General features: G+C 70.0%; 9 protein-coding genes. 8 read left to right on the top strand and 1 reads right to left on the bottom strand.

Annotated features, from left to right (window positions below; translation table 11 throughout):
• The first annotated feature begins 5 nt into the window (after window positions 1-5).
• The 3 genes from ligA to N788_RS02715 all read left to right on the top strand — a co-directional run bounded on the left by ligA (window position 6) and on the right by N788_RS02715 (window position 3,790).
• Window positions 6-2,129, top strand: coding sequence for an NAD-dependent DNA ligase LigA (gene ligA, locus N788_RS02725; protein WP_034220558.1), 2,124 nt, complete (start codon window positions 6-8; stop codon window positions 2,127-2,129).
• Between the two features lie 45 nt (window positions 2,130-2,174).
• Window positions 2,175-3,143: an EF-P lysine aminoacylase EpmA gene (gene epmA / locus N788_RS02720; protein WP_034220557.1), complete on the top strand. Its 969-nt coding sequence runs from the start codon at window positions 2,175-2,177 to the stop codon at window positions 3,141-3,143.
• 110 nt (window positions 3,144-3,253) lie between these two features.
• A complete protein-coding gene (locus tag N788_RS02715) occupies window positions 3,254-3,790 on the top strand; it encodes a DUF3011 domain-containing protein (protein ID WP_034220556.1) in 537 nt (178 codons plus the stop codon).
• Here N788_RS02715 and N788_RS02710 read toward each other — a convergent pair.
• Complete coding sequence (locus N788_RS02710; protein ID WP_034220555.1) at window positions 3,718-4,545, bottom strand: hypothetical protein; 828 nt, start codon at window positions 4,543-4,545, stop codon at window positions 3,718-3,720. The genes N788_RS02715 and N788_RS02710 overlap by 73 nt on opposite strands.
• Window positions 4,546-4,619: 74 nt before the next feature.
• Between N788_RS02710 and mtnA the strand changes: the two genes are divergently transcribed.
• From mtnA to N788_RS02685, 5 genes are all read left to right on the top strand, one after another.
• Window positions 4,620-5,678 carry an S-methyl-5-thioribose-1-phosphate isomerase gene (mtnA, locus tag N788_RS02705; protein WP_034220554.1) on the top strand — a complete coding sequence of 353 codons (1,059 nt, stop codon included), beginning with the start codon at window positions 4,620-4,622 and terminating at the stop codon, window positions 5,676-5,678.
• Between the two features lie 103 nt (window positions 5,679-5,781).
• Window positions 5,782-8,391, top strand: coding sequence for a DNA gyrase subunit A (gyrA, locus tag N788_RS02700; RefSeq protein ID WP_034220553.1), 2,610 nt, complete (start codon window positions 5,782-5,784; stop codon window positions 8,389-8,391).
• A gap of 85 nt (window positions 8,392-8,476) precedes the next feature.
• Window positions 8,477-10,546, top strand: a complete 2,070-nt coding sequence (locus tag N788_RS02695) for a PDZ domain-containing protein (RefSeq protein ID WP_034220552.1) — start codon at window positions 8,477-8,479, stop codon at window positions 10,544-10,546.
• Window positions 10,543-11,325, top strand: coding sequence for a hypothetical protein (locus N788_RS02690; RefSeq protein ID WP_034220551.1), 783 nt, complete (start codon window positions 10,543-10,545; stop codon window positions 11,323-11,325). The genes N788_RS02695 and N788_RS02690 overlap by 4 nt, the downstream gene beginning before the upstream one ends.
• Window positions 11,326-11,387: 62 nt before the next feature.
• Window positions 11,388-16,286, top strand: coding sequence for an alpha-2-macroglobulin family protein (locus tag N788_RS02685; protein ID WP_034220550.1), 4,899 nt, complete (start codon window positions 11,388-11,390; stop codon window positions 16,284-16,286).

Below are 16,286 nucleotides of genomic sequence, written 5' to 3'. Positions count from 1 at the left end.
GCACCATGAGCGACGCGGCCAAGCGCATCCGTGAACTGCGCCTCGCGCTCGAGGACGCCAACCATCGTTACCACGTGCTCGACGATCCGGCGATCCCGGACGCCGAGTACGACGCGATGCTGCGCGAGCTCCAGGCGCTCGAGCAGGCCCATCCGGAACTGGGGCGACCCGATTCGCCGACCCAGCGAGTGGGCGCCGGGGTGCTGCCGGGCTTCGAGACCGTGGTGCACGACGTGCCGATGCTGTCGCTCAACAACGCCTTCAGCGACGAGGAGGTGCACGACTTCGTGGCGCGCATCAGCAAGGAGCTGGGCGAGTCCGAGCCGGAGTTTTCGGTCGAACCCAAGCTCGACGGCCTGGCGATCAGCCTGCGCTACGAGGACGGCTGTTTCGTCCGCGGCGCCACCCGCGGCGACGGCGCCACCGGGGAAGACGTCACCCAGAACCTGCGCACGGTCCGCGCCATCCCGCTTCGTTTGCGCGGCGCGGCGCCGGCCTTGCTCGAAGTGCGCGGCGAGGTCTACATGCCGCGTGCCGGCTTCGAGGCCTACAACGCGCGCATGCGTGAATCCGGCCGCAAGGTCCTGGCGAACCCGCGCAACGGCGCCGCCGGATCCCTGCGCCAGCTCGACCCGAAGCTGGCGGCCGCGCGGCCGCTGAGCTTCTACGCCTACGGGCTGGGGGCGACCGGTGACTGGCCGCTGCCGCCGCGCCACAGCGCCGTCCTGCAGGCCTTGAAAGGCTTCGGCTTCCCGGTGTCGCCCGAGGTTTCGATCGCGCGGGGTGCCGATGGCCTGCTGGCCTACTACCAGTGCATCGGCGCGCTTCGCGACGGATTGCCCTATGACATCGACGGCGTGGTCTACAAGCTCGACCGCCAGGACCAGCAAAAGGCCATGGGCTTTGTCTCGCGGGCGCCGCGCTGGGCCATCGCGCACAAGTTCCCGGCCCAGGAGCAGACCACCACCGTCGAGGCGATCGAGGTGCAGGTCGGGCGCACCGGCGCGCTGACGCCGGTGGCGCGGCTGGCGCCGGTGCAGGTGGCGGGCGTCACCGTCACCAATGCGACCCTGCACAACGCCGACCAGATCGCGCGCCTGGACGTGCGTGTCGGCGACACCGTCATCGTGCGCCGCGCCGGCGACGTCATCCCGGAAGTGATGCGCGTCGTGGACGAGCGCCGCCCGGTGGACGGCAAGGGCAGGCCGCTGCACGCCCCTTTCCAGTTCCCCGCGCAGTGCCCGGCCTGCGGCTCGCACATCGAAGCGGTGCGCAAGGTGCTCAAGCAAACCAAGGCCGGCGTCGAATATGCCGAGGGTGCCACGCTGACCTGCACCGGCGGATTGTTCTGCCCGGCGCAGCGCAAGCAGGCGCTGGTGCATTTCGCCTCGCGCAAGGCCATGGACATCGACGGCCTGGGCGAGCGGTACATCGAGGCGCTGGTGGACTTCGACTACGTCAAGACCGTCGCCGACCTGTATGCGCTGCAGCTCGACGACTTCCTGGAAATGAAGCGCCGCGCCGACGAACGCGACGGCACCGTGCCCGAGACCGTCAAAGCCGGCAAGGTCGCCACGCGCTGGGCGGAAAACCTGGTGTCGGCCATCGCCGCCAGCAAGGACACCACGCTCGAACGCTTGTTGTTCGCGCTGGGCATCCGCGACGTCGGTGAGTCGACCGCGCGCACGCTGGCACGCTGGTTCGGCGCGCTCGACCCGGTGATGGCGGCCAGCCGCGAAAGCCTGGTCGAGATCCCCGACATCGGCCCGGTGGTCGCCGAACGCATCGCTGGCTTTTTCGCCGAGCCGCACAATCGCGACGTCATCGCGGCGCTGCGCGCGGCCGGTGTGCAATGGCCGGAGGCCGGCCCCCAGCGCGCCGCCGAGGGGCCGCTGGCCGGCAAGACCGTGGTGCTCACCGGATCCCTGTCGGCGATGAGCCGCGACGAGGCCGGCAACCAGCTCCAGGCGCTGGGGGCCAAGGTCGCCTCCAGCGTGTCGAAGAAAACCGATTTCGTGGTCGCCGGCGAAGCCGCCGGGTCCAAGCTGGAGAAGGCCACGGCCCTGGGCATCACGGTCTGGGACGAGGCCCGCCTGCTTGCCTACCTGAACAAGCCCGAACCCCTGTGACCCCAGGGGAAGCCGGCTGGACGGACGGGGCGTAAAGTGGCGGCCATGAAAAACAGCAAGCCCACCGCGAATGCCCGTGCCCTGCGACTCCGGGCCGAGCTGTACGCGCTGATCCGTCGTTTCTTCGCCGACCGCGGCGTGCTCGAGGTCGAGACCCCGGTGCTGTCCATGGCGGGCAACACCGACCCGAACATCGAGAGTTTCCAGCTTGAGTTCAGTGGCCCGCGTTCGGCCGGGGCCAGCACGCGCTGGCTGCGCACCTCGCCCGAGTTCCCGCTCAAGCGGCTGGTCTCCGCGGGCATCGGCGACTGTTACGAAATGGGCCGGGTTTTTCGCAACGGCGAAGCTGGTGCGCGCCACAATCCGGAGTTCACCATGCTCGAGTGGTATCGCGTCGGCTGGGACCACCACCAGTTGATGGACGAAACCGCCGAGTTGCTCAAGGCCGCGCTGGCGCTTGCCGGACGCCGCGCCACGGTGCGCGACACCAGTTTCCGCCAGCTCTACCTGGACAAGTTCGGTTTCGACCCGATGTCCGCGCCGGAAGAGGAACTGCGCTCGCCGCTGGGCGTCTACGACATCGACCCGGCCGGGCTGACCCGCGACGACTGGCTCGACCTGCTGATGACCCACCTCATCCAGCCATCGATCCCGGCCAGCCGCATCCTGCTGGTTTACGACTACCCGGTCAGCCAGTGCGCGCTGGCGCGCATCCGCCCGGGCAAGCCGCCGGTCGCGGAGCGTTTCGAGGCCTACCTGGGCCCGCTCGAGATGGCCAATGGTTACCACGAGCTGACCGACCCGGACGAACAGCGCGCCCGCTTCGAACTCGACCTGGCACGCCGCCGCGCCCGCAACGCCGCCGAGCCGGCGATGGACGAACGCCTGCTGGCGGCACTGCCGAAATTGCCCGCCTGCGCCGGCGTCGCGCTGGGTGTCGACCGCCTGCTGATGGCGCTGCTGGGCACCGAAAAGATCGCCGACGTACTGGCATTTCCCTTCGAACGCGCATGAACCGTTTCTGAGCACGGGGGCGCCTGAAACCGCCAATTGGCCGGGGATTCATGCCGTGTTGCCTAGATTGACCCTGTCCGCGCCCGGTGCGGCGCGACGGAGGACAACGCATGAACCGACTTTTCATCTCCCTGCTGATGGCCGCCGTCGCGCTGCCCACGCTTGCCCAGGCTCGTGACCGCCACGATCGCTACGACCGCTACGACCACGCGCCGCAGGTGCTGCGCTGCGAGTCGGTCAAGCAGCGCGACCGCTACTGCCCCGCCGACACCCGCGGTGGCGTCAGGCTGGTGCGCCAGGAATCGCGCGCCGACTGCGTGCTTGGCCGTACCTGGGGTTACGACCGCGGCGGCGTCTGGGTGACGCGCGGCTGCCGCGCCCGCTTCGAGATCGGCGGGCGGGGTCGCCCGGGCTGGGGTCCCGACCCGCGTCCCGGCTACGGTTATGGCCGCCCGCAGCCACGCGTGCTGCGCTGTGAGTCGCACGACAACCGTCCGAATTTCTGTCGCGTGCCCGGTGGCGTGCGCGAGGCCGACATCGAGCGCCGGCTCAGCCGCGCTGGCTGCGATTACGGTTATTCCTGGGGCTTCCGTCGCGATGGCGTCTGGGTTGACCGCGGTTGTCGCGCCGACTTCGTCGTCTTCTGAGCCCTGGGCTTGCTCCCGGCCTTGTGCCGGGAGCCGGCTGACTTCGATGCAGGCGCCCGCTTTTTGGCGGGCGCCTTTTTGTTTGCCGGTTTGCGCACGCCCGCGCTGACGGCCGTGCGGGGCAGGGCCAGGCTGGTCAGCTGCCGGCCCAGGGTCGTTGCAAGCTTCAGCGGCGGCATCGCCATCGACAGGGCTTCGGCGCTCCAGGCCTTGAGCGTGGCCGGTGCCATGTTCAGCGCACTTGCCAGCGGCTTGGGCAGCCAGTCGGCGCCGGCCTTGCGCAGCCGGCAAACGCTGTCGGCGTAGCGGCCCGCGGCCCAGGTCTCGGCCACCGCATGCACGGTGGCGGTGACCAGCGGTTCAAGCGGCGTGTAGCGCATCAGCGGACCGCTCAGCGCATCCGGAAGCCAGCCGCGCAGCAGGCTGCGCAGGCCCTCGCGGCTGGCCAGCGGGCTCAGCACCGCCTGGGTCTGGGCGACGGCCAGCACGCCTTCGACTTCCCAGGCAGCGGGTTTGAGGCCGTAGCGGCGATAGATTTCCTCCACCACTGCGCGTTGGGTGGCTTGCGCCGATTCCCGGCTGCCGACGAATCGCAGGCCCGCGGGCAGCAGGGGACGCAGCAGCGGCAGCCGGTCGAGCACGACCTGCATCGAGGCGCCGGCGCCGGCGCGCACGCAGGCTCCGTGCAGCAGGGCTTCGATGCCGGTATCGGGCAGCGGCTTGCTGGGGGTGAGTCGACGGGGTCGGCTGGCCATGCCGGCAGGATAACGCGACGGCCCGGCGGCGTGCCTTGGTAAACTCCAGGCCGTTCCCGCAACGGCCCGACCGAATGGATTTCGACCGCTACGACCGCATACGTCCGATCCGCTGGATGGGCGACCACCTGGCCCTGCTTGACCAGCGCAAGCTGCCCTTCGTGGTCGAGGACGTTCACTGCACCGACAGCGACGCGGTCGCGGCCGCCATCCGCGACCTGGTGGTGCGCGGGGCGCCGGCGATCGGCATTTCCGCGGCCTGGGGCGCCGTATTGGCCGGCCGCGAGGTGCAGGCCGAAGACGGAGCGGGGGCCCTGGCCCTGCTGGCACCGGCCCTGGATCGCCTGCAGGCCGCGCGCCCGACCGCGGTGAACCTGATGTGGGCCCTGGCCCGCATCCGTCGGGTGCTGCGCGTGGCTGGCGACAACTGGCGCGAGGTGCTTGAGTGCGAGGCGCGCGCCATCGAGACCGAGGATCTCGCCGCGAACCGGCACATGGGGGCGCTCGGCGCCGCACTGATCGCGCCGGGCAGCGGCGTGCTCACCCACTGCAATACCGGGTCGCTGGCCACGGCCGGCTTCGGGACCGCCCTGGGCGTGATTCGCGCGGGCGTGGCCGAAGGCCGCATCGGCGGGGTGTTCGCCAGCGAGACCCGGCCCTGGCTGCAGGGCGCGCGACTGACGGTGTGGGAGCTGCTCGAAGACGGCATCCCGGCCACCCTGGTCGCGGACGGCGCCGCCGCGCACCTGATGAAGGGCGGCCAGGTGCAGTGGGTCATCGTCGGCGCCGACCGCATCTGCGCCAACGGCGACGTCGCCAACAAGATCGGCACCTATTCGCATGCCATCGCCGCCCGCCACCACGGCGTCCGGGTGATGGTGGTCGCTCCGTCGTCCACGGTGGACATGGACACGGCCTCGGGCGAGGGCATCGAGATCGAGATGCGCGACCCGGCGGAAATGCTGTCCATGGCCGGCACCCGCACCGTTGCCGAGGGCGTCTTGGCCTGGAATCCGGTGTTCGACGTGACCCCCGCCGGCCTGGTGGATGCCATCGTCACCGAGCGGGGTGTGGTGCAGCAGCCCGACGCCGCCCGCATGGCAGCGATGTTCGGGGCCGGCGGGCCTCGCTAAGTCCTTGTTTTTTCGTGGCTAAACCGCCCCGTCCGGGGGCGGTTTCTGTTATGATTTCACGCTAACCAAACGCCTGCCCGCAGGCTCTAGAACGGAATCACGAATGGCAGACCTCGCGAAGGAAATCATCCCGGTCAACCTCGAAGACGAGATGCGCAGGAGCTACCTCGATTACGCCATGAGCGTGATCGTGGGCCGCGCCCTCCCGGATGTCCGCGACGGCCTCAAGCCGGTGCACCGCCGCGTGCTGTACGCGATGAACGAACTGGGCGCGCACAGCAACAAGCCCTATTACAAATCGGCGCGAATCGTCGGCGACGTCATCGGTAAGTACCACCCGCATGGCGACCAGTCGGTGTACGACACCCTGGTGCGCATGGCGCAGCCGTTCTCGCTTCGTTACCTGCTGGTGGACGGGCAGGGCAACTTCGGTTCGGTGGACGGCGACTCGGCCGCGGCGATGCGTTACACCGAGGCGCGAATGTCGCGGCTCACTCATGAGCTGATGGCCGACATCGACAAGGAAACCGTCGATTTCCAGCCCAACTACGATGAAAAGGAACTCGAGCCGACGGTCATGCCGGCCCGGTTCCCGAACCTGCTGGTCAACGGCTCGGCCGGCATCGCGGTCGGCATGGCGACCAACATCCCGCCGCACAACCTGGGCGAGGTCATCGACGCGGTCATCGCGCTGATCGACGACCCGGAAGCCAGCATTTCCGACCTGATGCAGTTCATGCCGGGCCCGGACTTCCCGACCGCCGGCATCATCAACGGTGCCGCCGGCATCCACGCCGCCTACCACACCGGTCGTGGCCGGGTGCGCATCCGCGCCAAGGCCGATGTCGAGGTCAACGACGACAACGGCCGCGAAGCGATCGTCGTCACCGAGATCCCCTACCAGGTCAACAAGGCGCGTCTGATCGAGAAGATCGCCGAGCTGGTGAAGGAAAAGAAGATCGAGGGCATCTCCGAGCTGCGCGACGAGTCCGACAAGGACGGCATGCGCATCTACATCGAGGTCAAGCGCGGCGAGTCGGCCGAGGTGGTGCTCAACAACCTGTACCTGCAGACGCCGATGGAGTCGGTGTTCGGCATCAACATGGTGGCCCTGGTCGACGGCCGGCCGCAGATCCTCAACCTCAAGCAGATGCTCGAGGCCTTCGTGCGCCACCGCCGCGAAGTGGTCACCCGCCGCACCATCTTCGAACTGCGCAAGGCGCGCGCCCGGGCCCACATCCTCGAGGGCCTGACGGTCGCGCTGGCCAACATCGACGAGATGATCGAACTGATCAAGACCTCGGAGAATCCGGCCGTCGCCAAGGAACGCATGCTGGCGCGCACCTGGCCCGCCGGCCTGGTCGGTGCGCTGCTCGAAGCCGCCGGTGCCGAAGCCTCCCGCCCCGAAGACCTGCCCGACGGCGTCGGCCTGCAGGCCTCGGGGTACCAGCTCACCGACACCCAGGCCCAGCAGATCCTGGAAATGCGCCTGCACCGCCTGACCGGGCTGGAACAGGAAAAGCTGACCGAAGAATACAAGCAGCTGCTCGAGGCCATCCGCGGGCTGATCGAGATCCTCGAGAACCCCGAGCGCCTGCTCCAGGTGATCCGCGACGAACTGCACGCGCTGCGTGCCGAGTACGCCGACCCCCGCCGGACCGAGATCCGTCCGAGCGAGGAAGACCTCGACGTGCTCGACCTGATTGCGTCCGAAGACGTGGTGGTCACGCTGTCGCACAGCGGTTACGCCAAGCGCCAGCCGCTCACCACCTACCGCGCCCAGAAGCGCGGCGGCAAGGGTCGCTCGGCGACGGCGATGAAGGAAGAAGACTTCATCGACCGCCTGTGGGTGGTCAATACGCACGACACGCTGCTCACCTTCACCAGCACCGGTCGGGTGTTCTGGCTCAAGGTCTACCAGCTGCCCGACGCCGGCCCGAACGCCCGCGGCCGGCCGATCATCAACTGGATCCCGCTGCAGGAAGGCGAGAAGGTGCAGGCGGTGCTGCCAGTGCGCGAGTTCGACGAACAGCGTTACGTCTTCTTCTCCACCCGCGACGGCACGGTCAAGAAGACGCCGCTGTCCGATTATTCGCGTCCGCGTTCCACCGGTATCTGGGCCATCAACCTCGACGAGGGCGACGGCCTGGTGGACGTGCAGCTCACCGACGGCGAGTGCAACGTGATGCTCTTCGCCAGCAACGGCAAGGTGGTGCGATTCGACGAAGGCGAGGTCCGGCCGATGGGCCGCACCGCCACCGGCGTCCGCGGCATGCGCCTGAAGGACGACGCCGAAGGCCACGCCGCCAAGGTGGTCAGCATGATCGTCGTCGACGGCGAGGGCGACATCCTCACCGCCAGCGCGAATGGTTACGGCAAGCGCACGCCGGTGTCGGAGTTCCCGCGCAAGGGCCGCGGCACCCAGGGCGTGATCGCCATGCAGGTTTCCGAGCGCAACGGTGCGCTGGTGGGCGCCATCCAGTTGACCGAAATGCACGAGATCCTGCTCATCTCCGACCAGGGCACGCTGGTGCGCACCCGGGCTTCGGAAGTCAGCCAGGTCGGCCGCAACACCCAGGGCGTGACCCTGATGCGCGTAGGCAAGGACGAAAAGCTGATCGCGGTCGAGCGCGTGGACGTGCTGGAGGTCGACGCGGAAGACGAAGCGGATACCGACACCCCGTCCGTCGGTGCCGACCAGCCGGGCGCCTGACCCGGCACATCACGCCACGGCGACAGGCCGCGCGGAACTCCCCGCGCGGCCTGTACCCTAAGGGCGAAATCCCCAGGAGTGTCCGATGACCTGTTCCCGCCCCGCTGCGTTCCTGCTTGCCGCCTGGCTGGTCCTGACTCCCGCTTCGCGGGCCCTTGCCGCCGATGCCGTGCCCGCGACCGAGGCGCCGGCGCCCAGCACGATTGCAGCGGCGCGCGACAAGGTGCTGCCGGTGGTGGTGAGCATCCTGACGGTGCGCGAGGACTTCAAGCAGGGCGAGCCGGTGCTGACCGTGTCCTCCGGCAGCGGCACCGTGGTCACGCCCGAGGGCCACGTCGCGACCAATGCCCACGTCACCCAGAAGGGCAAGAGTTTCCGGGTGGTCTTCGCCGATGGGCGCGAACTCCCGGCGCGGCTGGTCGGCACCGACACCCTGTCCGACCTGGCGGTGCTGAAGGTGCAGCCGCCGAAGGCGGAAACCTTCGCGCACGCGCGCTTCGCCGACGTCCTGGACCTGGCGCCGGGCGACACCGTGCTGGCCATGGGCGCGCCCTGGGGCCTGTCGAACTCGATGAGCGCCGGCGTGGTCAACAACCCGCGCCGCCTGCTGGTGTCGCTGTTCGACGACGAAGCCGACTACGAGGACCGGCTGGGTGCCGATGAACCCACCGGCCGGTATTACGCCTGGATCCAGCACGACGCCGCCATCGCCCCCGGCAACTCCGGCGGCCCGCTGGTCGATCTTTCCGGTCGCATCGTCGGGGTGAACACCCGCGGCATGATTTTCGGCGGTGACCTGGCCTTCGCCATTCCCGGCCCCGACGCCCGCGACGTGGTCAATGCACTGATCGAACGCGGCGAAATCAAGCGCTCGCACCTGGGCTTCCGTCTGCGCTCGCTCAAGGGCACCGGCGAAACCGAAGGCGTGCTGGTCAATTCGGTCGAGCGCGGCTCGGCCGCTGAAAAAGGCGGCCTGCGGGCCGGCGACCGCATCGTGTCGGTGGACGGCGAGCCGGTGACCACCCTGCAGCCGGTGGACGTGCCGGCGCTGCAGCGACGCATCGCCGAACTGCCGATCGGCGCCGAGGTCCGGCTGGGCATCGCCCAGGACGGCAAGCGCCGCGAACTCAAGCTCACCACCCGCGCCCAGCCCGAGGATCGCGGCGAGGAACGGGCCTTTGCGCCCTTCGGCGCCTCGCTGGCCGAGCTCACCGCGGCCATGGGCCGGCGTCGCAACCTCGAGGGCGAGCGGGGACTGCTGGTCACCGGCCTGCGGCCCGGCGGCCCGGCGGCGATCGCCCGGCCCGCCCTGGACGAAGGCGACCTGCTGCTGAGCGTGGACGGCAAGCCGGTCCCGGACCTGGAGGCGCTCGAGGCGGTGGCCGGTGAACCACCGCCGGAAAACCAGCCCCTGGTCATCGAATACCGGCGCGGGCCGGAGCGGCGCATCGCGCTGCTGGTGCCGCGTCACGGCGACCAGATGCGCGTGCCGCTGCCCGAACTCGACAAGGCCTGGGCCGGCGTCGAGGTACAGCCGGTCACCAGTTCGCTGGCCCGCGAGCTCGGCCTTGCCGGCCCGGGTTTCCGCATCACCCGGGTTTATCCCGGCAGTCCGCTGGGCGAGGCGGGGGCGCGCGTCGGCGACCTGCTGACCGCCATCGACGACGTCGCGCTGCGCGCGGGCAACGAGACCTCGGACCTGCCTTTCCACCAACGGGTGCGCGACCTGGCGGTAAACCAGAAGGTCACCATGCAGGCGCGCCGTGGCGACCAGACGCTGGCGCTGCAGGTGGCGCTGCGCGCCGCACCGGCCAACACGGCCTCCTTGCGTACCCTGGCCCTGACCAAACTGCGCGCCCAGACCCGGGAGCTGGGCTTCTTCGATCGCGCCGCGCGCGAACTGCCGGCCAGCCAGCAGGGCGTGATGGTCGACGGCGTCGAGGCCGGCGGGCCGGCCGGCCTGGCCCACCTCAAGCGCGGCGACATCATCGTGCGCCTGGGCGACCAGGTGGTCCGCGACCTGCCTGGCCTGCAGGCGGCGCTGGACGCCGCGCTGGAAAACGGCAATGGCCGCGTGATCCCCTTGCAGGTGCTGCGCGGCGCCGAGTCACGCATCCTTTACCTTGAACGCTATTGGCTTACGGAGACCCCATGACCCTTGCCCGCCTGTTCGCCCTGGCCCTGCTGCTCGGATCGGCTTGCCTTCCGGCCGCGCATGCGGCCGAGGACTTCGACGACTACCAGGACGTATTCAGCATGCTCGGCGAGCGCCACGGCGATGCCGTGGTGACCGTCAAGTTCGTGATGTCCGTGACCAATTCGGGCAACGAGCAGCGCATCGAAGACCGTACCCAGGCCGTGCTGGTCAGCGCCGATGGCCTGCTGCTGGTGCCCGAGCGCACCATCAGCCTGGACCTCTCCAGCCTGCGCGAGGGCTCCCAAGGGGCGCCCGTGGCGAAGTCGAGCGACTTCCGGGTGCGCCTGGCCGGCAGCGACGAGTGGCAGCCTGCCGACCTGGTCACGCGCGACAGCGCGCTGGGCCTGGCCTGGCTGCGACTGCGCGACGTCCAGGGCGAACTGCCCTTCGTCGATCTCGCCAAGGGCACGCCGGCCAAGCCGGGCATGGTGTTCTTCTCGGCGCTGCGCACGTCCGACGAATACGGCGGCGTCGTGGTGTACCGGCCGGGCCTGGTACTGGGCGAAACCCACACGCCGACCTACCGCCTGCTGGTGGACGGCGTGCCGGGCCTGGCGTTCTCGCACGACGGCCTGCCCATGGGGTACGTCGACATCGACCTGGCGCAGATGATGCGTTCGCAGAACCCCGGCATCGGCATGGACATGGCCGACATGGTCCTGCGCCTGACGCCGGTGGAAAAGGTCGCCGCGGCCACCGCGCAGGCAGCCGGCCTGCCCATCGCCGGCGGGGAATAAACCCGGACTGAAAGCCGCAAGGCGGGCGGCCTATACTGGCGCGGACTTCCCGGGAGCCGCCCATGCCCGTTCAAACCCTGTCCCGCCGCCTTGCCGCGCTGGTGCTGTTGTTCGCCGTCCTGCTGACCGTCGCTTGCCAGCGTGACGCTGGCGAAGTTCCCGAGCTCCAGGGCGCGACGCCGGTGGACACCCGCACCGGGAGTGAACAGTTCGCGCTCGAGGGCGCCGGCCACGGGCGCCACGATGGCGCCACTGCGATCGAGCTGCGGTTCACCCGGCCATTGGCCGCAGGCCAGGCCTTCGACGAACGCATCGCGGTGACCGGCCCCGATGGCGAGGTGGTCAAGGGCAGCTGGGTGCTCGACGACAGCGCCAGGGTGCTGCGTTTCCCCTACGTCGAGGCCAGCAGCAAGTATGCCGTGCGCCTGCGCGCATCGCTGGCCGCGGCCGACGGCAGCAGCCTGGGCCAGGACGTCGAGCGCGAGCTGGACACCGCGCCCGTCGAGCCGGCGGCCGGATTCGCTTCGCAGGGCAGCGTGCTGCCGGCGCGCGACACCCGCGGCCTGCCGGTGGTGTCCGTGAACGTGCCGGAAGTGGACGTGGAATTCCTGCGCGTGCGCGAGTCGGAAATCGCCAACTTCTTCGTCAGCTACCAGCGCGGCGGCCGCCGGGGTGGCTGGGACCTGTCGGACAGTCCCTGGCAGGACCGCGTGGCGATCACCCGCGTCGCCGAGCCCGTGTACTTGAACCGCTTCGTGCTCGGAGGCGCCCAGAACGAGCGCAAGCTGTCCTACCTGCCGGTGCAGAACATCACCGAGCTCCAGCATCCCGGCGTTTATTTCGCGCTGATGCGCCGCGTCGGCGGCTACGACGAGGAATACGAAACGGCGATCTTCTTCGTCAGCGACCTGGGCCTGCACGTGCGTGCCTACGGCGAGGAAATCTTCGTGCACGTGGCCTCGCTCAAGTCCGGCGACCCGGCCGGCGACGTCAGCCTGGAGGTCCTCGGGCCCGACGGCACCGTGGCCGTCGCCGCGCACACTAACCCATCCGGCAATGCCCGGATCGCCTATCGCCTCGATGCTGGTCACGTGCTCGTGGCCCGCAGCGGCAACGACGTGTCGGTGTTGCCCTTCAACCAGCCGGCGCTGGACCTCTCCGAGTTCGCGGTCGCCGGCCGCACCCAGGCCTGGTTCGACGTGTTCGCCTGGTCGGGGCGCGACCTCTACCGGCCGGGTGAAACCCTGCGCATCTCGGCCCTGATGCGCGACCACGACGGCGGGGCGGTCAAGCCGCAGCCGCTGTACCTGGCCCTGCGCCAGCCCGATGGCAAGCTTCATCTCGAAACCCGGCTCGAAGCGGGCGAGGGCGGTTACTACGAGTGGCAGCAGGCCTTGCCGCCGGAGGCACCGACCGGGCGCTGGCGGGTTGAATTCCGCACCTCGCCGGGCGCCGCCGACGTGGTGCAGGGGCTGGCGCTGCGCATCGAGGAATTCCTGCCCGAGCGCATGAAACTCGAGCTGCAGGCGCCTGATGCGCTGGCGCCGGGCGAAGCGCTCGACCTGGCCGTGGACGCCGCCTACCTGTACGGGGCGCCCGCCGCCGGCAACCGGTTCACTGCACGCCTGTCGCTTTCGCCGGCGCTGCATCCGGTCGTGTCCTTGCCGGACCATCACTTCGGTGATCCGGGCGTGGTGGTGCCGCGCGAACCGCGCGACGTCATCGACGCCAAGCTCGACCAGGCGGGCAAGCTGGCACAGGCCATCGAACTGCCCGAAGAAGTCGCGAAACCGACCGCGCCGGTCGCCGTGCTGGTCGCCGGCAGCGTCTACGAAAGTGGCGGCCGTCCGGTCGTGCGCACCTTGTCGCGCAGCCTCTGGCCGGCGCCGGTGCTGGTCGGCGTGCGGCCGCTGTTCGATCCCAAGGAAGGCGCGCCGGCGAACGGCAACGCCGGGTTCGAAGTCCTGCGAAGCGATGCCGACGGCAAGCTCTCGGAAGGCGCGTTGCAGGTGAGCCTGGTGCGCGAGCATCGTGACTACCACTGGCGCCGCGACGACGGCGGCTGGGCATTCGACTTCACCGCCCGCTACGAAACGGTGGAAACCCGCGAGCTGGTCGCGCGCCGGGAGGGTGGCACCCGCATTGATTTCCCGGTGCAGTGGGGCGAGTACCGGCTGGAGGTTCGCGATCCGGCCACCGGCCTGGTGACGCGACTGCCCTTCGTCGCCGGCTGGAGCTGGGACAACCAGAACCGCGGCCTGGACGCCCGCCCCGACAAGGTGAAGCTGGCCCTGGACAAGACGCACTACCGTGCCGGCGACAAGCTCACGGTGACCGTGACGCCGCCGCAGCCGGGGCAGGGCCTGCTGCTGGTCGAAACCGACCGGCTGCTGCACGTGCAGCCGCTGCTCGCCAAGCCCGGGGCCAGCTACGAGCTCGAGGTCACCGAGGACTGGGAGCGCCACGACGTGTACATCACCGCGCTGGTGCTGCGGGGAGGGTCGGCGCTCGAGAAGGTGACGCCTGCGCGCGCCGTCGGCGTCGTGCACGTGCCGATGGACCGCGCCGAACGACGCGTCGAGGCCAGCCTGGAGGTGCCGGCGATGGCCGAGCCCGAAGGCGACCTGCCGGTCACGGTCACGGCGCCGGCGCTGGCCGGGCAGAACGCCTGGGCGACGATTTCAGCCGTCGACCTGGGCATCATCAACATCACGCGGTTCCCGGTTCCCGATGCCGCCGCGCATTTCTTCGCGCAACGGCGCCTGGGCGTGGATGCCTACGACCTGTATGGCCGGGTCATCGAGAGCTTCGAAGGCGAGGATGCCCGCCTGCGCTTTGGCGGTGACATGGCGCTGGCGGCGCTGCCGCAGGCGCGGCGACCGACGGCGCGGGTCAAGACCGTGGACCTGTTCGCCGGTCCGGTGCGGCTCGATGCCGGTGGTCGTGCCACCGTCGCGCTGCCGGTGCCGGACTTCAACGGCACGCTGCGGGTTTCAGCCGTGGTGTTCAGCGACGAACGTTATGGCCAGGCCAGCGCCGAAAGCGTGCTGCGTGCGCCGGTGCTGGCCGAACTAAGCGCGCCGCGCGTACTCGCCCCGGGCGACCGCAGCACGGTCACCATCGACCTGCAGAACTTCACCGGCAAGGCCGGTGACTTCACCCTGCGACTGGACACCGAGGGGCCGCTGGCGGTCGGCGGTGGCCAGCGCCGGGTCTCGCTGCAACCCGAAGCGCGGCAAACGCTCAGCTTCCCGCTGACGGCGACCGAAGGCGTCGGCACGGGCTTGCTCAAGCTGCGGGTCGAAGGCGGCGGCCACGTGGTCAATCGCGAGTTCGACCTGCCGGTCCGACCGGCCTGGGGCAGCGTCGCGCGTTCGCGGGCGCAGTCGGTGGCACCCGGCGGCACCCTGGCCTTCGACGCCAGCCTGGCCGAGGGCCTGATGCCGGCCACCGTGTCGGCACGACTGACCCTGAGCGCGCAGCCGCCGGTGCCCTTTGCCCAGGCGCTGCGCGAATTGCTCGCCTATCCCTATGGCTGCGCCGAACAAACCCTGAGCCGCGGTCACGCGGCCTTGCTGCTCGACCAGGAGACCGCCAAGGGCATGGGCCTGGCCGGCCTGGGCCAGGACGAACGCCGTCGCCGCCTGGAAGCCAGCATCAGCCGCCTGGCGGCGCTGCAGGCCGACAGCGGTCATTTCTCGATGTGGGGAGGCAGCGATACCTCGCCGATCCTGACGCCGGCGATCGCCGAGTTCCTGCTGGCCGCGCGCGACGCTGGTTTCGCAGTGCCGGAGGCGATGCTGCAGAAGACGCTTGAGCGCCTCAACGAGGACCTGCTCTCGGGTGGCCTGCCGTTCTACGCCTACGACCAGTCCGAACATCTTCGTTTCGCCTACCAGGCGCAGGCCGGTCTGGTGCTGGCCACGCTCAACCGGGCGCCGCTGGGTACCCTGCGTGCGCTGCACGACAACCAGCGCGGGAACGCGCTCGCCGGGCTGCCCCTGGTGCAGCTGGGCCTGGCGCTGTCGCTGCAGGGAGACACGGCCCGCGGCGACGCCGCGATTGCCGAGGGCCTGGCCAAGGCCTCGCGCCGGCCGCGCTGGTTGGGTGATTACGGCAGCGTGCTCAGCGACCAGGCCCTGGTGCTGGCCTTGCTGCGCGAACATGGCCGCCAGGCACCGGGCCTGGACGAGCGGCTGCTGGCGCTGTCGCGCGACCTGCAGGCCCGCGGCAGCGGCAGCCCGGCCTGGTACAGCACGCGCGAACAAATCGCGCTGGCGCGCCTGGGAAGGCAGCTGGCCCTGGACGGCGAACGCACCTTCGCGGGCGTGCTGGTCGCCGGCGGCGAAAGCGTCGAACTCACGCCCGACCGCATCCACGTGCGCGAGCTGGGCCACGCCGGACTGGCGGCGGGCTTGCGCTTCACGGCGCGTGCGGATGCGCCGGTCTTCGGCTTCCTGGACGTCACCGGCATCCCGCGCCGCGCGCCCGAGTTCGACGACAGCCAGATCAGCATCGTGCGCAGCTGGCACAACCCGGACGGCAGCCCCTGGAAACCCGGGCCGCTGCGCGAGGGCCAGGTGCTGGTGGCGGCGCTGCGCATCGAGGCGCGCGAGGCCATGCCCGACGCCCTGGTCGTCGACCGCCTGGCCGCCGGCCTGGAGATCGAGAACCTCAACCTGAGCGATCCGGACCAGTGGAACGGGGTGAGCATCGACGGCGTGGCGCTGTCGGACCGGGGCTTCGCGTCGGACCTGGCGCACGAGGAATACCGGGACGACCGCTACGTGGCGGCACTGAGGCTCTATCCGGGCCAGCCCGCGCACCTGTTCTACCTGGTCCGTGCGGTGACCCCGGGAACCTATGCCGTGCCGCCGCCCCAGGCCGAGGACATGTACCGGCCGCAGCTGCGTGGTACCGGCCGTGCCAGTCCCGCGACGGTGACCGTCGGTTCGCCCTGA

This window comes from Arenimonas donghaensis DSM 18148 = HO3-R19 (assembly GCF_000743535.1).
Taxonomy (GTDB): domain Bacteria; phylum Pseudomonadota; class Gammaproteobacteria; order Xanthomonadales; family Xanthomonadaceae; genus Arenimonas; species Arenimonas donghaensis.
Note: the sequence above shows the minus strand (reverse complement) of the source record. Positions and strands in the feature narration are given on the sequence as shown.